The sequence below is a fragment of the Mycobacterium florentinum genome, from assembly GCF_010730355.1.
GTDB classification, from domain to species: domain Bacteria; phylum Actinomycetota; class Actinomycetes; order Mycobacteriales; family Mycobacteriaceae; genus Mycobacterium; species Mycobacterium florentinum.
This window is the reverse complement of sequence record NZ_AP022576.1, coordinates 1,807,118-1,825,731: the sequence shown is the minus strand read 5'-3', so window position 1 is coordinate 1,825,731 and position 18,614 is coordinate 1,807,118. Positions and strand designations below refer to the sequence as shown.

The following is an 18,614-nucleotide window of genomic DNA, read 5'->3' as shown; positions in this document are numbered from 1 at the left end:
CATCCTCCGGACAGGTTTGCCAGGCTCGCCTTCTCAGGGGTGGCCGATGGCGCGGGCGGTCGCCCCTCCCACGCCGAGCCGGCGGGCGGCGACCAAATCGGCGGGAGTGTCGACGTCGCAGCGCAGGCCGGGCCACGCGCCCGTCAGCTCGATCGCACCCGAACGACGATGTCGCGCCGCCGAATCCGACCCGAACTGAGGATCCAGCGGGGTGCCGAATGCACACAGTGCCGCGGTGCCGGTCGCCAGCCGGTCGGCGACGAAGCTGCGTCGGTGCTGGCGCGCCGCGGTGATCGCTTCGGCCAGCTCCTGCGTCTGCAGCGCGGGTAAATCGCCTTGCAGCGCAACAACATTGGAGAATGATTCGGCCACCGAACGTTCGGCGGTGACAATCGCATGGTTCAGCGGATCGTCGTGGCCCTCGGGCGTGGGGTCGGTGATCACCTGCGCTCCGAGCGCTGCGGCCGCCGCGGCCGCGTCCTCGTCGGGCGTGATCACGGTGATCGAGCCGACGGATGCGACGCCGGCCGCGGCCGTCACGGTGTCGACCAGCATGGCCAGCACCACGGTCTCGCGGGTCCGGGCGGAGAACACCGGAGCCAATCGGGTCTTGGCGGCGGCCAACCGCTTGACGGCGATGATCAACGCGACGTCGCCGGCACCGTCACCCCGTGTGGCGCTCATGACGTCAATCCTGCCAGCGCGTGATGTCACCCCGGTCGTGAGCATCATGGTGACGGCCCGCTCGTCCCTGTTCTAGGGTGTAGCGGCTGCAGATGCCGCGTTGATGACAGATCGGGATGACACATGGCCAGCACATCGGGCGCCGTCGCGGTGATGGGTGCCGGAGCGTGGGGAACGGCGCTGGCCCAGGTGCTCGCCGAGGCCCTCGGCGGGAGCGGAGCGCCGGAAGCGGAGATCAGACTGTGGGCCCGGCGATCCGACGTGGCCGAGCAGATCAACGCCACCCGCTACAACCCCGCCTATCTGCCCGGCACCAAGCTGGCGCCCGCCGTCCGGGCCACCTCCGACGCGGTCGAGGCGCTGCGCGGGGTGACGACGGTGCTGCTGGGCGTGCCGGCCCAGAACCTGCGCAGCAACCTCGAGCAGTGGGCTCCGCTGATCGCCGACGGCGCGACCCTGGTCAGCCTGGCCAAGGGCATCGAGCTCGGCACCCTGATGCGAATGAGCCAGGTCATCGTCTCGGTCACCGGTGTTGATCCGTCGCAGGTCGCGGTGATTTCCGGGCCGAACCTGGCCAGTGAAATCGCCCAATGTCAACCCACCGCCACCGTGATCGCGTGCAGCGACTCCGGCCGTGCGGTCGCCCTGCAGCGGATGCTGAACACCGGGTACTTCCGCCCCTACACCAACAGCGATGTGGTCGGCACCGAGATCGGCGGGGCCTGCAAGAACGTCATCGCGCTCGCGTGCGGGATGGCCGCGGGCGTCGGCCTGGGCGAAAACACCGCCGCGGCGATCATCACCCGCGGTCTGGCCGAGATCATGCGGCTGGGCATCGCGCTGGGCGCCAAGGGTGCAACGCTGGCCGGCCTGGCCGGTGTGGGTGATCTGGTCGCTACCTGCACGTCGCCGCATTCGCGCAACCGCTCGATGGGCGAGCGGCTGGGCCGGGGCGCAAGCATGCAGTCGGCGTTGGAGGGTAAGGACGGGCACGTCGTCGAGGGTGTGACGTCGTGCGAATCCGTACTCGCGCTGGCGTCCAGCTACGACGTCGAGATGCCCCTCACCGATGCGGTGCACCGGGTCTGCCACAGGGGACTCTCGGTCGACGAGGCGATGGCCCTGTTGCTGGGCCGCAGCACCAAACCGGAGTGAGCGCGTTGCCGGCCGGCGGCCCGGCAAAACCCCGCTACCGGTCGGTGGCCCGACCTGTCGGCGGCCCAGGCGGTACCCTCTCCAGGTTGTGAACGCCAGCGATGCGACGAGCCGGCCCTCCGCGTCAGGGGGCAGCCGGGTGCGCGTTGCTGTCGTGTTCGGTGGGCGCAGCAACGAGCACGCCATCTCGTGCGTGTCCGCGGGCAGCATCCTGCGCAATCTCGACCCCCGGCGATTCGACGTGGTGGCGATCGGCATCACCCCCGAAGGGTCATGGGTGCTCACCGACGGCGACCCCGACGCACTGGCGATCAGTAACCGGCAACTGCCGGGGGTGACCACCGCGTCGGGAACCGAGCTGGCGCTGCCGGCCGATCCGCAGCGCGGCGGCCAGCTGGTGTCGCTGCCGCCCGGCGCCGGCGAGGTGCTGGGGTCGGTCGACGTGGTGTTCCCGGTGCTGCACGGGCCCTACGGCGAGGACGGCACCATCCAGGGGCTGCTCGAACTCGCCGGCGTGCCGTACGTCGGCGCCGGCGTGCTGTCCAGCGCCGTCGGGATGGACAAGGAATTCACCAAGAAGCTGCTCGCCGCCGAGGGAATACCGGTTGGCCCCTATACGGTGCTGCGCCCGCAGCACACGCTGCCCCCCGAGGAGCGCGAGCGGCTGGGCTTGCCGGTGTTCGTCAAACCCGCGCGCGGTGGTTCGTCGATCGGTGTCAACCGGGTGGCGGGTTGGGATGAACTGGCCGCCGCGGTGGCGGATGCGCGCCGGCACGATCCGAAGGTGATCGTCGAAGCCGCGATCAACGGTCGCGAGCTGGAGTGCGGTGTGCTCGAAATGCCGGACGGCGCAATAGAAGCCAGCACGGTGGGGGAGATCCGGGTGGCCGGTGTGCGCGGTCGTGAGGACGGTTTCTACGACTTCGCCACCAAATACCTCGACGACGCAGCCGAATTGGACGTGCCTGCCAAGGTCGACGACGACATCGCGGACAACGTGCGCCAATTGGCGATCCGCGCGTTCAAGGCCATCGACTGCCAGGGCCTGGCCCGGGTCGACTTCTTCCTCACCGAGGACGGGCCGGTGATCAACGAGGTCAACACGATGCCGGGGTTCACCACGATCTCGATGTACCCGCGGATGTGGGCGGCCAGCGGCATCGACTATCAGAGCCTGCTGGCGACCATGGTCGAAACGGCCGTGGCCCGGGGAACGGGTCTGCGCTAACGCTCGGGCGGCCGAGCGGGGTCGATGGGCACCGCCGTGATGGTGTGGTCGATCACCTCGGAGAGCTGCTGGATCGGTGTCGGCCCGGATCCCGACGGCAGCGTCAGCGCCAGATACACCGGCCGGTCCACCGCGTACCACGTGGATCTGCCTGCGTCACCGGCGGATTGCCGATCGCCGGCCACCTCGAACCACTGCACCCGGTCGACGCTCTGGATCGGGGATCCCACCACGAAACCGGTCGGGCGCTCGAGCCCGCAGCGCAACACCACCGGCTCGTTGCCGGTTCCGCCGCGCCACGCGGTCGCGCCCTCGGGTGCCGGCTGCGCCAGCGGCGCGCGCTGATAGTCGCCGAGCCGCTGGGGCAGCGCCGCCAATAGCGCGTGGCATGCCGAACTTCCGGCCTGCGGCGCCGGCACGGTGGGAAGAGCGACCGGCTGCGGCGGTGCCGCACGGGTGGCCGCGATGACGAGCACGATGCCGATCGCGAGGACCGCCACCACGACCGCGACGATCAGCAGGGCCCGCGGCGGTCCGCCTGGGTCGTCGGAGTCCGAACCGGTCATCATCGCCCGGCCGTCGATGCCCGCGGCATCGACCACCGGGTACCTCCCATCTCATACACTGGCGCCGTCCGCTCGCGCGGGCAGGGACCAAACTTACCGCAGGTCGGACCGCTGGACGAGGCCTCACCTGGCCGATGCGCGCCGGAGGAGGTTACGTGCGCCAAAAAGAACCGGGGGAGTCGCCCACCCTGGGCCAGCTCGGTGAATTCGCCGTCATCGACCGGCTGGTGCGCGGCCGTGTTCAGCCCGACGCCGTCCTGCTGGGGCCCGGTGACGACGCGGCGGTGGTGTCGGCCGGTGACGGCCGCAGCCTGGTGTCGACCGACATGCTGGTGGCGGACCGGCATTTCCGGCTGGACTGGTCCACGCCGCACGACGTCGGCCGCAAGGCGATCGCCCAGAACGCCGCGGACATCGAGGCGATGGGTGGCCGGGCCACGGCCTTCGTGGTCGGCTTCGGTGCGCCCGCCGACACCGCGACGGCGGATGCGGAAGCCGTGGTCGACGGAATGTGGGACGAGGCAGCGCGAATCGGTGCCGGGATCGTGGGCGGCGATATGGTCAGCGCCCCGCTGTGGGTGCTGTCCGTGGCGGTGCTGGGTGATCTGGGCGGCCGCACGCCGGTATTGCGGTCCGGGGCGAAACCGGGTGCGGTGGTTGCCGTCGCCGGTGAACTCGGCCGCTCGGGAGCCGGATACTCGCTGTGGCACAAAGAGATTGGCGGATTCGACGAATTGCGTACCCGTCATCTGGTGCCCGAGCCGCCCTACGGCCAGGGTGCGGTGGCCGCGGATGCGGGCGCGCAGGCGATGATCGACGTCTCCGACGGCCTGGTCGCCGATCTGCGCCACGTCGCCGGCGCATCGGGGGTGGGTATCGACTTGTCCACCGCGGCGCTGGCCCCCGATCGCGACGCGCTCAGCGCGGCCGGCGCGGCGGCGGGCATCGATCCATGGTCGTGGGTGCTGGGTGGCGGCGAAGACCACGCGCTGGTGGCCTGTTTCGCGGGCCCGGTGCCACCCGGGTGGCGCGTCATCGGGCAGGTGCTCGACGGCCCGGCCCGGGTGCTCGTCGACGGCGCGCAGTGGCAGGGATACGCGGGCTGGCAGTCGTTCGAGGGTTAGCGTGGCTTTTAATAGGAACGTGACGCCACGTCCATTGAGTGAACTCGTCGAGCAGGGATGGGCCGCCGCGCTCGAGCCGGTGGCCGAACAGGTGACCAAGATGGGGCAATTTCTGCGAGACGAGATCGCGGCCGGCCGCAAATACCTGCCCGCGGGTGAGAACGTGTTGCGCGCCTTCACCTTTCCATTCGATCAGGTGCGGGTGCTGATCGTCGGGCAAGACCCCTATCCGACGCCGGGGCACGCCGTGGGCCTCAGCTTCTCGGTGGCGTCCGACGTGCGTCCGCTGCCGCGCAGCCTGTCCAACATCTTCGACGAATACTCGGCCGACCTGGGTTACCCCCAACCCTCGTGCGGTGATCTGACGCCGTGGGCGCAGCGCGGCGTGCTGCTGCTGAACAGGGTCCTGACGGTTCGTCCGAGCAACCCGGCGTCGCATCGCGGGAAGGGCTGGGAGGCCGTCACCGAGTGCGCGATCCGCGCCCTGGTCGGACGCTCACAGCCGATGGTGGCGATCCTGTGGGGCCGTGACGCGTCGACGCTCAAACCAGTGCTGGCAGAAGGCAATTGCGTGGCAATCGAGTCGCCGCACCCCTCGCCGCTGTCCGCCTCGCGCGGCTTCTTCGGGTCGCGTCCGTTCAGCCGCGCCAACGAGCTGCTCGCCGGGATGGGAGCCGACGCGATCGACTGGCGCCTGCCCTGAGAGCCGCTACGACTCGGGGAAGTTCACGTCCTTCGTGACGGCTTTCCACTCCTCGATCGACGCCGACATCGCGGTGATCTTGTCGCGCATCGCCTTCAGCACGTCGCGGCCCAGCAGCAGCCGCAGCGGCGGCTCGTCGAGCGTGGTCACCATCAGCACCGCCTCGGCCACCTTGCGTGGGTCGCCCGGCAGGTGATCGGCGAACTGCTTGATCAGGTCCTTGCGCGCCGCGACGTCGGCGTAGGCGGCTATCGGGCGGCCCGATTCCTTCATCGACCGCGTCGCCCAGTCGGTACGGAACGCGCCCGGCTCGATCGCGGTCACCTTGATGCCCAGCGGCCGCACCTCGGTGGCCAGCGCTTCGGTCACCGCCTCGAGCGCGAACTTGGTCGACGAGTAGTAGGCGTTGGGCGGGTTGGCCACCAGACCGGTCATCGACGAGATGTTGATGATGTGCCCGTCGCCGCGGGCGCGCATGGCGGGCAGTACCGCCTTGATCATGTCGACGGCCCCGAAGTAGTTGACGTCGAACAACTTTCGCACCTCGGCGTCCTCGCCCTCCTCCACTGAGGACAGATAACCGTGACCGGCGTTGTTGACCAGGACGTCGATCCCGCCGAACGCCTCGTCGGCCGCCGACACCGCCGCCGCGATCTGGGCGGCGTCGGTCACGTCGAGCGCGACAGCGATGGCCCGGCCACCGAATTCGTCGGCGAGATCGGCCACCGCCTCGGCCCGGCGCGCTGTCACCACCACGCTGTGACCGGCTTCCAGTGCGGTGCGGGCGATTTCGCGGCCGAAGCCGGTCGAGCAACCGGTGATCAGCCAGCGCGCCATCTCAGGCCGTCCCTTCCGGCAGGCGGCGCAGATAGGCCCTGCGCCGCTGCGCCAGCTGCGTGGCCCGGTCCTGGGCACTGACCCGCGGCAAGTGCGGCACCTCGGCGTCGAGCCGGTCGAGCTTGATCACTCGCCCACGCGCGCCGAGGTCTTCGCGGGGACCGGTCTCGCCGAACTCCGCCATGCGCAGGGTCAGGATGGCCTCGCGCAGCCCGTCGGAGTCGATCCAGTTAGCCACGCCGGGATCGACGGGCGAGATCACGTAGGTATAGGTGCCGTCCTCGTTGGCGACCGACTGCGCCTTGTTGAGGCTCCCGGTGCGGTCGACGAGATCGAGTGTGGTGCCCCAGATATTGCTCAGCGGCACGGTGAAGTATTCGGCGCCACCGTCGCTGAGGTCGACGACGAACGCCTCGTCGGGCTCGAGTTCGAAGCGGCCCATCACATACACCTGATTACGCATCGCGCCGACCTTGTCCGCCGACCAGGCCAGGTTGAAATGGTTGGCCGGCATCTTGTACACGCCATGGCTGAGTTTGCCGGTGAAGTTGGCGAAGTAATCCATCATCGCCGCGGTCGCCTCGGCCTGCTCGTCGAGCGTGCGCGCCGGTGCCGACGGGGTGCCGCCAAGTCGTTGCACCTCAATGTGATTGGGGTCGTCGCGGCCCCAGTCCAGCAGCACGTCGCGGATGTAGAACTCGTGGGCTTCCGGCGTGCTCCGCACGTGGTTGGGCCGCCCGTTGGCCGGGTCGGCATCGACGGTGATGGTGTAGCTGCCGTCCGAGTCGACCGCCATGGTGCGGCCGTTGAGCACATCGACGGTGCCCATGTTCGCGTCCCAGAGGGTGAAGTAGTTCTCGGTCATGCGGTGGGCGCCGACGCGGCCGCGGATCTCGTAGCGCTCGTCGCCCGAAATCGGGATCACCCGATAGACGCTGTCGGGATTGTCGATGCCCCAACGTGATCCGGGAATACGACGGCCCTCCACCGGGTGGGCCAGTCGCGTGATGCAGCTGACCTTGGGCCGCAGCTTGTCCTGATTGGACGACCACACCGCTGCCGAGAACATCACCTCGGCGAACGAATCGTCGAATCGCTCGCGCATCGCCTCCGATGCCTTGGCGCGGCCCAGCCAGGTCTCGGCCACCGTTCGATAGGCGGCCTTGACGGTGGGATGCTCGATCAGGTCGAGGGCGGCCAGCTCCTGTTCGCGCTGGGATGCGGTCGAGACTGGATCGTCAGGCATGCGCGGTTCCTCCGATGTGCTGTGCAAAACGCTTGTTGTACAAGGTGAATCGCTTGTCGACCTGCTCGAGCGCAAAGAGACGCTGACCGATCGGGGCCGGGGCTGCGCGTCGGCCATGACGGCCGCGGCGTCAAACACGCGCTCAGAACTTCAGGTGCTGGCTGACGTCGCCGACCTGGTCGACGAACATGATCCGGCTGTCGAACCACCAGGCGCCGTCCACTCGATGGAACGTGTCCTTGTAGTGCCCGGTGACGATCACCTGCAGCGGAAGATCGGGGGTGGCCTGCGTGACGCAGTAGTAGGACGTGCTGCGCGCGGTGCCCGAGGCCTCGTCGATGTGCAGCTGCACATTGCTGGTGTTGTGCTTGGTTTTCGGGGTGCCGTCTTCGTAGATGCGCGTGGCCATCTCGTACATCTGCCGCACCCGGGCGGACCCTTCGAACACGGTCTCCGGCGGACCGTCCTGGACGCCGCAGATGCGGCCATGCGCGAAAAGCCCGGCCACCCCGTCCAGGTCACCACCGTCGAGAAGCTCGGCATAGGTGTAGATCAGGTTGGTGATTTCACGCCCGCTGTCACTCATGCCAAGCCACTCCTGTGCCGTTTGCAGACCATGTTGGCAGCACTGACCCAACTTACATAGAACGGGCCATTACTCTTAGTCGCCGTGACGTTACCTTGGACGCCGAGTCGCCTCGGCAACTTGACCGGCAAACGAGTCATCGTGACGGGGGCTACCAACGGGGTGGGGCTGGGAACCGCGCAGGCGCTCGCCAAGGCCGGTGCCCACGTGATCATGGCGGTGCGCAACACCGACCTGGGGAAGCAACGCGCCGCCGGGATGGACGGCCCGACGTCGGTGGTCAAGCTCGATCTCGCGGACCTGTCGTCGGTGCGCGCGTTCGGCGATCAGGTCGACGGGGAGATCGACATCCTGATCAACAATGCCGGCACGCTCACCGACCGCCGCAGAGAAACCGTCGACGGTTTCGAGATGACGCTGGGCACCAACCTGCTCGGACCGTTCGCGCTGACGAATCTGTTGCTGCCCCGGGTGCGCTCGCAGATCATCAACGTCGGCTCCGACGCGCACAAGTCGGCCACGCTGCGACTCGACGACATGCACCTGCGCCGCAGCAAGTGGACGCGGCTGGGCTCCTACGCGCAGTCCAAGCTCGCGGTCATGCTGTGGGGGCTCGAGCTGGATCGCCGGCTGCGCGCCGCGCGATCGCCGATCGTCACTCAACTCACGCACCCCGGATGGGTGGCCTCGAACCTGTCGAATATCTCGGACGCGCCATTGATGTCGTTGGTGCAAAAGGGTGTCACGGTGGTGGCCGACCGGTTCGCCAACGACATCGACGAAGGCGCGGCGACCACGCTGTACTGCATCAGCGAACCGGTGCCGCCGGGTAGCTTCGTCGGTGTCAGCGGCAGGTTCGGCCTGCGCGGCGCTCCGGCGCTGATCGGCCGCACACCGCTGGCGTCCGACTACGACGTGGCCGCCCGGCTGGTGGCCTTCGCCGAAGAAGAGACCGGCACGAGGCTGGAGGTATAGCCATGGGCGAACTCGACAACAGCATCGCCGTCATCACCGGCGCGGCGCGCGGCCAGGGTCGCAGCCACGCGGTTGCGCTCGCCGAACAGGGCGCCGACATCATCGCCGTGGATATCTGCGCCGATATCGACGCGATTCCCTACCCGCTGGCGACCAGATCGGATCTCGACGAGACCGTAAAACTGGTCGAAGCCGCGGGCCGCAAGGCGGTGCCCGTCGTCGCCGACGTCCGCGACCTGCCGCAGCTGGAGTCCGCGGTACACGCCGGGATCGACGAACTCGGCGAGGTGGACATCGTCATCGCCAACGCCGGGGTGGTGGCGATCGGTGACACCGAAACCCGTTCCGAGCCGGTGTTCAACTCGATCGTCGACACCAACCTCAAGGGGGTCTGGCACACGCTGCTGGCGTCGGTGCCGTCGATCATCCGCAAGGGCCGGGGCGGCTCGATCGTGCTGGTCAGCTCGTCGCAGGGGCTGACCGGACGGGGCGGCGACGGCACCGCGGCGATGTTCGCCTACGCCGCGTCCAAGCACGGCGTGGTGGGGTTGATGCGTTCGGCGGCCAATGCCTATGCGCCACACAAGATTCGGGTCAACTCGGTGCACCCGAGCGGTGTCTCGACGCCGATGATCCTCAACGACTTCGTGGTGAACCGGATGCTGGAGAATCCGAACCCGGCCGTCGCGCAGATGCTGCTGCCCGACGTGCCGCTGGTCGAGCCGCAAGACGTCACCGAAGCGGTGCTGTGGCTGGTAGGGCCCCGGGCGCGCTATGTGACGGGCGTGTCGATACCCGTCGACGCCGGCCACATCGTGATGTAGGGCGCTGGCCCCGGACTAGCCCCTGACGACCTTGCCGGCCTTGATGCAGGACGCGCAGACGTTGAGTCGCTTCTTGTTGCCGCCGGGACGCGCCACGACGTGCACCGTCTGGACGTTCGGGTCCCAGCGCCGGCTGGTGCGCCGGTGGGAGTGCGACACCGACTTGCCGAAGCCGGGGCCTTTCCCGCAGATTTCGCACACAGCGGCCATCGTTCAAGCTCCTCAAATGTTCGGGGGTCCGGCACGGATAGATCGCGCCGCGACAGCCCAGGATACCGACTCTGGTGGGCAACCTCCAAAACTATCCACAACGCGCGGTCGGCTTACCTCTGAAGGCGTCGCCGCCGCTGGCTAGGCTCAATAGGCCGGTCAGCGGAGGAGGTGGGTGACAGTGGGCAGTTCGGATCGTCTGCTCGACGCACCGGCGCTGCGGGATTGGGCGCACACCGCGGTCAGCGACCTGATCACTCACATCGACGAGATCAACCGTCTCAATGTCTTCCCGGTCGCCGACTCCGACACCGGGGCAAACATGCTGTTCACGATGCGTTCCGCGCTGGCGGAGGCCAACGCCGGGATCGGCGCCGACGGCGGCCCCGGCTGCGTTTCCCGGGTCGCATCCGCCCTGTCGGCGGGGGCGCTCAACGGCGCGCGCGGCAACTCCGGGGTGATCCTGTCGCAGATCCTGCGCGGTATCGCCGATGTCACCGCGACCGCGGCTGCCGATTCCGGCGGTGAACTGGCGTACCTGGATGCGGTGCTGCTCGGGGCGGCGTTGCGGCGCGGCGTCGAGCTCGTCATCACCTCGATGGGCGGACACGAGATCCCCGGAACCATCGTGTCGGTGCTGCGCGCCGCCGCCGACGCGGTCGAGGAGTGCGCGCACGACGGGCTGGCCGCGGCGATCACCGCGGCCGGCGACGCGGCCGTCGTCGCGCTGGAAAAGACCCCTGAGCAGCTGGATGTGCTGGCCGACGCCGGTGCCGTGGACGCCGGGGGGCGCGGCCTGCTGGTCCTGCTGGATGCGCTGCGCGCGACGGTCGGCGGCCAGCCGCCGGCCCGCACGGTCTACGAGCTCTCACCGCCGTCGGAACCCACGTCGGGTGTCGCCGAACGACCGGTGCCGCAGTTCGAGGTGATGTACCGGCTGGACGGCGGTAACCCGCCGGCCGCGAACGCCCTGCGGGACCGGCTGATGCGCCTGGGCGATTCGGTCGCCATCGCCGCCGCGCCGTTCACCAATCAGGCCACCTACTCGGTGCACGTGCACACCGACGACGCCGGCGCCGCGGTCGAAGCGGGGCTGGCCGCCGGACGGCTCAGCCGGATCGTGATCTCGGCACTGAGCGCCGGTGCGGTCGGGCAACCCGCGGGCAGCTGGACCAAGGAACGTGCGGTGCTGGCCGTCGTGGACGGGGAAGGCGCGGCCGAGCTGTTCGCCGGCGAGGGCGCCCACGTGCTGCAACCCGCTCCGGACGCGGGCGACCCGACCACGGCGATCAGCGCTCACCAGCTGATGCGGGCCGTCGTCGACGCCGGGGCCGCCCAGGTGATGGTGCTGCCGAACGGCTATGTCGCCGCCGAGGAGCTGGTCGCCGGGTGCACCGCGGCCATCGGCTGGGGCATCGACGTGGTGCCGATACCGACCGGGTCGATGGTGCAGGGGCTGGCCGCACTGGCCGTGCACGAAACGGACCGGCAGGCGGTCGACGACGGCTACACCATGGCCCGCGCCGCTGGCGGCGCGCGGTACGGATCGGTGCGCATCGCCACCGAGAGCGCGCTGACCTGGGCGGGTCGCTGCCAGCCGGGCGACGGCCTGGGCATCGCGGGCGACGAGGTGCTGATCGTGGCCGCCGACGCGGCCGGAGCGGCGATCGGACTGCTCGATCTGCTGTTGGCCTCCGGCGGCGACCTGGTGACCGTGCTGGTCGGCGTGGGCATGGGCCCCGACGGCGATTCGGTGACCAACACCCTGCAAGAGCATGTACACGACCACCATCCGGGCACCGAATTGGTGACCTACCGCACCGGCCATCGCGGCGACGCCCTGCTGATCGGCGTCGAGTGAGCGACGTGTCGCTGAGCACTCGCCTGGACTACGTGCTGGGCGCCAAGGCCGCGGGTCCCCTCGACGAGGTGTTCGGCATCCGGACGGTTGACGACCTGCTGCGCCACTACCCGCGCAGCTACACCGAGGGCGCCACGAGGTGGGATGCCGCGGAAGGAGAGGCCGAGCGGCCCGAAGAGGGCCAGCACATCACCCTCGTCGACACCATCACCGACACCGACACGTTCCCGATGAAGAAGAACCCCAAGCGCAAATGCCTGCGCATCACCCTGGGCACCGGTCGCAGCAAGGTGACCGCGACGTTCTTCAATGCGGACTACCTGAGCAAGGACCTCACCAAGGGCACCAAGGTGATGCTGTCGGGGGAGGTCGGCTACTTCCGGAAGGTCATGCAGCTGACGCACCCGGACTTTCTGATCCTCGACTCGCCGAGCGGACGCAACCGCGGCAGCAAGTCGCTCAAGAGCATCGCCGACGCCTCGCAGGCCGCCAGCGGCGAGGTGTTGATGTCGGCGTTCGAGCGCAGCTTCTTTCCGATCTATCCGGCCAGCACCAAACTGCAGAGCTGGGACATCTACGCCTGCGTGCGCCAGGTGCTCGACGTGCTCGATCCCGTCGACGATCCGCTGCCCGAGGAACTGCTCGCCGCTCACGACCTGATGCCCGAGGACGAGGCGCTGCGCGCGATTCACCTCGCCGAGGACGAGGTGGAGCGCCGCCGCGCGCGCGACCGGTTGACGTTCGACGAAGCCGTCGGCCTGCAGTGGGCGCTGGCAGCGCGGCGGCACGGCGAGCTGTCGCAATCGGGACCGCCGGCGCCGCGGCGATCCGACGGTTTGGCTGCGGAACTGTTGGGCCGCTTGCCCTTCGAGCTGACGGCCGGGCAGCGCGAAACGCTCGATGTGTTGTCCGAGGGCCTGGCGGCCAGTCGCCCGATGAACCGGATGCTGCAGGGGGAGGTCGGTTCGGGCAAAACGATCATCGCGGTGCTGGCGATGCTGCAGATGGTCGATGCGGGCTACCAGTGCGCGCTGCTGGCCCCGACGGAAGTTCTTGCTGTACAACATCTTCGGTCGATCAATGACGTGCTCGGTCCGCTGGCGATGGCCGGTCAGCTGGGCGGGGCCGACAACGCGACCCGCGCCGCGCTGCTGACCGGATCGATGTCGACCGTGCAGAAGAACCAGGTACGCCGTGAGATCGCCGGTGGTGAGGTCGGCATCGTCATCGGCACGCACGCCCTGCTGCAGGACGTGGTGGAGTTTCACAAGCTGGGCATGGTGGTCGTGGACGAGCAACACCGATTCGGTGTCGAGCAACGAGATCAGTTGCGCGCCAAGGCGCCCGAAGGCATTACGCCGCATCTGCTGGTGATGACGGCGACGCCGATCCCGCGCACCGTCGCGCTGACCGTGTACGGCGACCTGGAAACCTCGACGCTGCGCGAGCTGCCGCGCGGCCGCCAGCCCATCACCAGCAACGTCATTTTCGTCAAGGACAAGCCCGCCTGGCTGGACCGCGCCTGGCAACGCATCCGCGAGGAGGTCGCGGCCGGCCGGCAAGCCTATGTGGTGGCGCCCCGCATCGACGAGGCCGACGAGTCGGACAAGGGGCAAGAAGACGCGCGCCCGACGGAGACCGCCGTGGGGCTCTTCGACAGGCTGCGGTCCGGCGAGCTCGCGAGCCTGCGGCTGGGGCTGATGCACGGACGGTTGCCCGCCGACGAGAAGGACGCGGCGATGACCGCGTTCCGCAACGGCGAGACCGATGTGCTGGTGTGCACCACCGTCATCGAGGTCGGAGTCGACGTCCCCAACGCCACGGTGATGCTGGTGATGGACGCCGACCGGTTCGGAATCAGCCAGTTGCATCAGCTGCGTGGCCGCATCGGCCGCGGCCAGCATCCGAGCCTGTGCCTGCTGGCCACCTGGAGCTCGGAGGGATCGCCGGCCGGCCGACGGCTGCGGGCGGTCGCCGCAACGCTGGACGGTTTCGCGCTTTCCGAGCTGGATCTCAAAGAGCGCCGGGAAGGAGATGTGCTGGGCCGCAACCAGTCCGGCCGGGCGATCAATTTGCGGCTGCTGTCGCTGGCCGACCACCTGGCGTTCATCGAAGCGGCCCGCGAATTCTGCACCCGGGTGTATCAGGAGAACCCCCAGGATCCTGGATTGGCTTCACTGGCAGCACAATTCACCGACACCGAACGCATCGAATACCTGGACAAGTCGTGACGCGCAAGGTGCTGCTGTGGTTGTCGGCGGCCGCGGTGCTCGCGGTGCTGGTGGCCTATCAGACGCTGGGCTCGACGTCGGCCAAGCACGCCGAGATCGCGGCGCGCGCCGATGTGCCCACGGTGGCGCCGGGAACCGATGTGCTGGCCGGCATTGCCGTTGCGCCGCAACGGGTGCACCGCTACGACTACCGCCGGGCGGCCTTCGGCGACTCCTGGGACGACGACAACGACGCCCCGGGCGGGCACAACGGATGCGACACCCGCGACGACATCCTCGACCGCGATCTCGTCGACAAGACCTACGTGGCGATCAAGCGGTGCCCCACCGCCGTGGCCACCGGCACGCTGCACGACCCGTATACCAACACCACCATCGCCTTCCAGCGCGGCGCCAAGGTCGGCGAATCGGTGCAGATCGACCACATCGTCCCGCTTGCTTATGCCTGGGACATGGGAGCTTTCGGCTGGCCGGATCCCGAGCGGCGGCGCTTCGCCAACGACCCGGCCAACCTGCTGGCGGTGCAGGGCCAGGCCAATCAGGACAAGGGCGACCTGCCGCCCGCGTTATGGATGCCGCCCAATCGCGCGTTCGCCTGCCAGTACGCGATGCAGTTCATCGCGGTCCTGCGCGGTTACCAGCTGCCGGTGGATCAGCCGTCGGCGGGCGTGTTGCGTGCGGCCGCCGCCACCTGCCCGACGGGACCTTAGCTAGGCGCCTCCGTAGGTGTTCGGGTCCGGGCGCAACCGCGTTCCGTCATTGAGCGCGTTGATCGCGTCCATGTGCTCGGCGGCCAATTCGAAATCGAACACGTCGAAGTCGGTGGCGATGTGCTCGGGGTTGGCCGAGCGGAAGACGACCGCGTTACCCAGTTGCAGGTTCCACCGCAGCAACACCTGCGAGGCCGTCTTGCCGTATTCGCTCGCGACGGAATTCACGGTCGGGTTGTCGTTCAGCTTGCCGAGTGCCAGCGGTGTGTAGGACTGCGTCACGACATTGTGCTGCACGTTGGTCTTGCGCATCTCGTTCTGGTTGAGCAGCGGGTGCAACTCGATCTGGTTGACGGCCGGCGTCGTGAAGACCAGGTCGATGACCATCTCCAGGTATTCCTCGGTGAAGTTGGCGACACCGATGGAACGGGTGTGTCCGGTGGAGCGCAGCTGAAGCAGCCCGCCGAAGGAGTCGACGTACTTGCCGAGCGCGGCGGCCGGCCAATGAATCAGGTACAGGTCCAGATAATCCAGGCCCAGCCGTTCCAGGCTGGCCTCGCAGGCATCCTGCGCGCCCTTGAGGCCCTGGTCGGCGGTGGCGAGTTTGGTGGTGACGAACAGCTCCGCGCGAGGAATCCCGGAAGCGGCAATGGCACGGCCGACGGCGGCTTCATTGCCGTAAGCCGTGGCGGTGTCGATCAGCCGGCAGCCGATCTCCAGCGCCGCCGATACAGCACGTTCGGTCTCGTCCTCCGACAAATCCGCGACGCCGAGGCCGAGCACCGGCATCGTGTTTTCGTCGTTAAGAGTGATCGAGGGTACGGCGAGTCCCGCGTCGCCAGTCAACGTCATTCACCTACCTGTGAAACTGAAGGTTCGTGGATCAGGACCAAGCCGGGTTCCGTCGTCGAGCGACGAAATCCTCGCCATTTGATCGGCGGTGAGTTCGAAATCGAACACGTCGAAGTTGCTCACAATCCGTGCAGGGTTGACCGACTTGGGGATCACGATATTACCGAGCTGAATATGCCATCTGATCAACACCTGGGCGGGTGTCCGCCCACATGCTTCGGCAACGGCCGTGACGGTCGGATCTGTCAGCAGCGCTCCTTGCCCTAGCGGCGCCCATGCCTCGGTCGCGATTCCGTGCTGGGCGTGCACATTTCGCAATTCCGTCTGCGGAAAACGAGGATGCAATTCGATCTGATTGACGGCGGGAACAATGCCGGTGACATCGATCAGGACCATCAGATGCTCGGGTTCGAAATTGCTGACGCCGATGGAGCGGATCCGGCCCTGGTCGCGCAGGTGGGCGAAGGCCTTGAAGGTTTCGACGAACTTTCCGAGCGCCGGCATCGGCCAGTGCACGAGGTAGAGGTCGAGGTAGTCGACGCCAAGCCGGTCCATGCTGGCATCGAAGGCCGTCAGCGTGCTGTCGTAACCCTGCTCGGAGTTCCACAGTTTGGTCACCACGTAGAGTTGATCGCGCGGCACGTCGGATTCGGCAACCGCGCGCCCCGTTTCCCGTTCGTTGCGGTAGGCGGCGGCGGTGTCGATATGCCGGTACCCGGCTTGCAGCGCTGTACGCACCGCCTGCTCGGTCTCTGCCGGAGGGACCTGGAAGACTCCGAACCCGACGGCGGGGATCGCATGACCGTCATTGAGGGTGACCAAGGGGGCTGCCATGACACAGAGTCTGCCAGGCGCGCTGGACCAGCATCTGGAGGCTCGGCGCGCATCCACTCGCTGGGCCGGTCTCGTGCAAGACGTCGTCACCAACGTTGGCGTCAAGGCGATTCCGTGGATCCCGACGCCGGCGAAGCGGGTGATGTTCGGCGGGCGGTCGATCGTCATCGACGGCAACACGCTCGATCCCACCCTGCAGCTGATGCTGTCTGGTCTGCGGCTCGGCGGTATCGACGGCCTGGCTGTCAATTCCGATCCGGCGGCATCTCGCGCGCAGATGCGTCAGTCGCTGCTGTCGCTGCCCGGTCCCCAGATTCACGTCATGGTCGACGACCTGACCATCCCCGGCCCGGCCGGCGAGATCGGCGCCCGGCACTACCGTCCGGCCAGTGGTGAGGCCTGCGACTTGCTGGTCTTCTATCACGGTGGGGGCTGGGTGCTCGGCGACCTGGACACTGCCGACGCGTTGTGCCGGTTGACCTGCCGTGACGCCGGTGTCCACGTGTTGTCGATCGACTACCGGCTGGCCCCCGAGCATCCGGCGCCGGCCGCGATCGACGACGCCTATGCCGCGTACACGTGGGCCTGCGAGCATGCCGCCGAACTGGGCGCTACCCCCGGGCGTGTCGCGGTCGGCGGAGACAGCGCGGGCGGCAACCTGGCCGCGCTCGTGTGCCACCTGACCCGCGAGGAGAACGGCCCGGCCCCGCTGCTGCAGTGGCTGATCTACCCGCGGACCGACTTCACCGCGCAGACCCGTTCGCTGAGCCTGTTCGCCCGAGGTTTCCTGCTGACCAAGCGGGACATCGACTGGTTCACCGCGCAGTACCTGCGCGGTACCGGCATCGACGAGGCGGACCCGCGGGTATCGCCGCTGCTGGCCGAGTCGTTGTCCGGGCTGGCGCCCGCTTTGATCGCCGTTGCCGGGTTTGACCCGTTGCGCGACGAAGGCGAGCGCTACGCGACGGCGCTGCAGGCCGCGGGCACCGCGGTGGATCTGCGGCGCCTGGGTTCGCTGACGCACGGTTTCGCCAGCCTGTTTCAGCTCGGCGGCGGCAGCGCGGCCGCAACCAGCGATCTGATTTCTGCCCTGCGGGCCCACCTGAGCCGGGCCTGATTTGCCGGGGCGTGCTCGCCGGTAATCTAGAAGCGCTGTCTCCGGCTTACGGACACGCCCGCAAGCCGACCCAAACACAGAAGGATCACCGAAGCTGTGGCCGACAAATCGAAACGTCCCCCCCGATTCGACCTGAAGGCGTCAGACGGCAAGTCCGGCCGGCTCATTCAGATCGGCGGCACCGCGTTCATCATCATCTTCGCGGTCGCGCTGGTGTTCTACATCGTGACGTCGCATCACGACAAGAAGGGGGGCGTCGCCGGCGAGGGCGACACCGTCCGCGTGACGTCGAGCAAGCTGGTCACCCAGCCCGGGACGAGCAACCCCAAGGCCGTCGTGACCTTCTACGAGGATTTCCTGTGCCCGGCCTGCGGCAATTTCGAGCGCACTTTCGGGCCGACGGTATCCAAGCTGATCGACGCCGGTGCCATAGCGGCCGACTACTCGATGGTCGCCATTCTCGACAGTTCCAAGAGCCAGAACTATTCGTCGCGGGCCGGCGCCGCCGCATTGTGCGTCGCCGACGAGAACATGGATTCGTTCCGGCGCTTTCACACCGCGCTGTTCAGCAAGGGCATCCAGCCCGACGAGCGGGGACCCAACTTCCCCGATAACGCGAAATTGATCGAGCTGGCCCGCGAGGCCGGCGTCGTCGGCAAGGTGCCGGATTGCATCAACAGCGGCAAGTACGTCCCCAAGGTCACCGGGGAGGCCTCGACCGCGGGCATCACCGCGACCCCGACGATCAAGATCAACGGCGAAAACTACGACCCGTCGACGCCCGATGCGCTGGTCGCCAAGATCAAGACCATCGTCGGCGACGTTCCGGGCATCGACACGGCCGTCGCTCCCGCGGCTTCGTGACGGTCGC

Annotated in this window: 19 protein-coding genes; 11 read left to right on the top strand and 8 right to left on the bottom strand. The window is 68.2% G+C overall.

Going from position 1 to position 18,614, the window contains the following annotated elements:
- Positions 1–33: 33 nt before the first annotated feature.
- The gene (cofC, locus tag G6N55_RS08450) at positions 34–684 is read right to left on the bottom strand and encodes a 2-phospho-L-lactate guanylyltransferase (RefSeq protein WP_085226239.1); all 651 of its coding nucleotides are present in this window, start codon (positions 682–684) and stop codon (positions 34–36) included.
- Between the two features lie 123 nt (positions 685–807).
- On the opposite strand from cofC, the gene G6N55_RS08445 reads away from it, so the two are divergent.
- Positions 808–1,839, top strand: coding sequence for an NAD(P)H-dependent glycerol-3-phosphate dehydrogenase (locus G6N55_RS08445; protein WP_085226241.1), 1,032 nt, complete (start codon positions 808–810; stop codon positions 1,837–1,839).
- Between the two features lie 88 nt (positions 1,840–1,927).
- Positions 1,928–3,067, top strand: coding sequence for a D-alanine--D-alanine ligase family protein (locus G6N55_RS08440; RefSeq protein ID WP_085226243.1), 1,140 nt, complete (start codon positions 1,928–1,930; stop codon positions 3,065–3,067).
- Here G6N55_RS08440 and G6N55_RS08435 read toward each other — a convergent pair.
- Complete coding sequence (locus tag G6N55_RS08435; RefSeq protein ID WP_085227073.1) at positions 3,064–3,636, bottom strand: DUF3515 domain-containing protein; 573 nt, start codon at positions 3,634–3,636, stop codon at positions 3,064–3,066. The genes G6N55_RS08440 and G6N55_RS08435 overlap by 4 nt on opposite strands.
- Positions 3,637–3,767: 131 nt before the next feature.
- Between G6N55_RS08435 and G6N55_RS08430 the strand changes: the two genes are divergently transcribed.
- Both G6N55_RS08430 and G6N55_RS08425 read left to right on the top strand, forming a co-directional pair.
- Entirely contained in the window at positions 3,768–4,757 is a 990-nt protein-coding gene (locus tag G6N55_RS08430; protein WP_085226245.1) for a thiamine-phosphate kinase, read from the top strand.
- A 19-nt stretch (positions 4,758–4,776) separates the two neighbouring features.
- The gene (locus tag G6N55_RS08425; protein WP_085226246.1) at positions 4,777–5,460 is read left to right on the top strand and encodes a uracil-DNA glycosylase; all 684 of its coding nucleotides are present in this window, start codon (positions 4,777–4,779) and stop codon (positions 5,458–5,460) included.
- 6 nt (positions 5,461–5,466) lie between these two features.
- Here the strand turns inward: G6N55_RS08425 and G6N55_RS08420 are convergent, their stop codons facing one another.
- The 3 genes from G6N55_RS08420 to G6N55_RS08410 all read right to left on the bottom strand — a co-directional run bounded on the left by G6N55_RS08420 (position 5,467) and on the right by G6N55_RS08410 (position 8,129).
- Positions 5,467–6,297: an oxidoreductase gene (locus G6N55_RS08420; protein ID WP_085226247.1), complete on the bottom strand. Its 831-nt coding sequence runs from the start codon at positions 6,295–6,297 to the stop codon at positions 5,467–5,469.
- Between the two features lies 1 nt (position 6,298).
- Positions 6,299–7,543 carry a hypothetical protein gene (locus G6N55_RS08415; protein ID WP_085226248.1) on the bottom strand — a complete coding sequence of 415 codons (1,245 nt, stop codon included), beginning with the start codon at positions 7,541–7,543 and terminating at the stop codon, positions 6,299–6,301.
- Between the two features lie 142 nt (positions 7,544–7,685).
- The gene (locus G6N55_RS08410) at positions 7,686–8,129 is read right to left on the bottom strand and encodes a nuclear transport factor 2 family protein (protein WP_085226249.1); all 444 of its coding nucleotides are present in this window, start codon (positions 8,127–8,129) and stop codon (positions 7,686–7,688) included.
- 84 nt (positions 8,130–8,213) lie between these two features.
- On the opposite strand from G6N55_RS08410, the gene G6N55_RS08405 reads away from it, so the two are divergent.
- Positions 8,214–9,104 (top strand): SDR family NAD(P)-dependent oxidoreductase, encoded by an 891-nt coding sequence (locus G6N55_RS08405; protein ID WP_085226250.1) that lies wholly within the window; start codon positions 8,214–8,216, stop codon positions 9,102–9,104.
- A 2-nt stretch (positions 9,105–9,106) separates the two neighbouring features.
- Positions 9,107–9,928: a mycofactocin-coupled SDR family oxidoreductase gene (locus G6N55_RS08400; RefSeq protein ID WP_085226251.1), complete on the top strand. Its 822-nt coding sequence runs from the start codon at positions 9,107–9,109 to the stop codon at positions 9,926–9,928.
- A gap of 15 nt (positions 9,929–9,943) precedes the next feature.
- Here G6N55_RS08400 and rpmB read toward each other — a convergent pair whose 3' ends face one another.
- On the bottom strand, positions 9,944–10,138 hold the full coding sequence (gene rpmB, locus G6N55_RS08395) for a 50S ribosomal protein L28 (RefSeq protein WP_085226252.1): 195 nt from the start codon (positions 10,136–10,138) through the stop codon (positions 9,944–9,946).
- Positions 10,139–10,319: 181 nt separating this feature from the next.
- Between rpmB and G6N55_RS08390 the strand changes: the two genes are divergently transcribed.
- Genes G6N55_RS08390 through G6N55_RS08380 form a run of 3 tightly spaced genes read left to right on the top strand, consistent with a single transcriptional unit; the run spans position 10,320 to position 14,940 of the window.
- Positions 10,320–11,999, top strand: coding sequence for a DAK2 domain-containing protein (locus tag G6N55_RS08390; RefSeq protein ID WP_085226253.1), 1,680 nt, complete (start codon positions 10,320–10,322; stop codon positions 11,997–11,999).
- A 5-nt stretch (positions 12,000–12,004) separates the two neighbouring features.
- Complete coding sequence (gene recG / locus G6N55_RS08385) at positions 12,005–14,230, top strand: ATP-dependent DNA helicase RecG (protein WP_085227075.1); 2,226 nt, start codon at positions 12,005–12,007, stop codon at positions 14,228–14,230.
- A complete protein-coding gene (locus G6N55_RS08380) occupies positions 14,227–14,940 on the top strand; it encodes an HNH endonuclease family protein (protein WP_085226255.1) in 714 nt (237 codons plus the stop codon). Before recG ends, G6N55_RS08380 begins: the two co-directional genes overlap by 4 nt.
- Here G6N55_RS08380 and G6N55_RS08375 read toward each other — a convergent pair whose 3' ends face one another.
- Both G6N55_RS08375 and G6N55_RS08370 read right to left on the bottom strand, forming a co-directional pair.
- Entirely contained in the window at positions 14,941–15,792 is an 852-nt protein-coding gene (locus G6N55_RS08375) for an aldo/keto reductase (protein ID WP_085226257.1), read from the bottom strand.
- Entirely contained in the window at positions 15,793–16,626 is an 834-nt protein-coding gene (locus tag G6N55_RS08370) for an aldo/keto reductase (RefSeq protein WP_085226260.1), read from the bottom strand.
- On the opposite strand from G6N55_RS08370, the gene G6N55_RS08365 reads away from it, so the two are divergent.
- Together G6N55_RS08365 and G6N55_RS08360 are read left to right on the top strand one after the other, a co-directional pair.
- The gene (locus tag G6N55_RS08365) at positions 16,625–17,743 is read left to right on the top strand and encodes an alpha/beta hydrolase (protein ID WP_085226262.1); all 1,119 of its coding nucleotides are present in this window, start codon (positions 16,625–16,627) and stop codon (positions 17,741–17,743) included. The two genes, G6N55_RS08370 and G6N55_RS08365, sit on opposite strands and share 2 nt — an antisense overlap.
- A 96-nt stretch (positions 17,744–17,839) precedes the next feature.
- A complete protein-coding gene (locus G6N55_RS08360; protein WP_085226264.1) occupies positions 17,840–18,607 on the top strand; it encodes a DsbA family protein in 768 nt (255 codons plus the stop codon).
- Positions 18,608–18,614 lie beyond the last annotated feature (7 nt).

Coding starts and splice junctions, on each gene's coding strand:
- G6N55_RS08445 (WP_085226241.1), top strand. CDS start 808: ATGGCCAGCACATCGGGCGCCGTCGCGGTGATGGGTGCCGGAGCGTGG.
- G6N55_RS08375 (WP_085226257.1), bottom strand. CDS start 15,792: ATGACGTTGACTGGCGACGCGGGACTCGCCGTACCCTCGATCACTCTT.
- G6N55_RS08365 (WP_085226262.1), top strand. CDS start 16,625: ATGACACAGAGTCTGCCAGGCGCGCTGGACCAGCATCTGGAGGCTCGG.
- G6N55_RS08370 (WP_085226260.1), bottom strand. CDS start 16,626: ATGGCAGCCCCCTTGGTCACCCTCAATGACGGTCATGCGATCCCCGCC.
- G6N55_RS08410 (WP_085226249.1), bottom strand. CDS start 8,129: ATGAGTGACAGCGGGCGTGAAATCACCAACCTGATCTACACCTATGCC.
- G6N55_RS08430 (WP_085226245.1), top strand. CDS start 3,768: ATGCGCGCCGGAGGAGGTTACGTGCGCCAAAAAGAACCGGGGGAGTCG.
- G6N55_RS08435 (WP_085227073.1), bottom strand. CDS start 3,636: ATGATGACCGGTTCGGACTCCGACGACCCAGGCGGACCGCCGCGGGCC.
- G6N55_RS08420 (WP_085226247.1), bottom strand. CDS start 6,297: ATGGCGCGCTGGCTGATCACCGGTTGCTCGACCGGCTTCGGCCGCGAA.
- G6N55_RS08415 (WP_085226248.1), bottom strand. CDS start 7,543: ATGCCTGACGATCCAGTCTCGACCGCATCCCAGCGCGAACAGGAGCTG.
- rpmB (WP_085226252.1), bottom strand. CDS start 10,138: ATGGCCGCTGTGTGCGAAATCTGCGGGAAAGGCCCCGGCTTCGGCAAG.
- G6N55_RS08400 (WP_085226251.1), top strand. CDS start 9,107: ATGGGCGAACTCGACAACAGCATCGCCGTCATCACCGGCGCGGCGCGC.
- cofC (WP_085226239.1), bottom strand. CDS start 684: ATGAGCGCCACACGGGGTGACGGTGCCGGCGACGTCGCGTTGATCATC.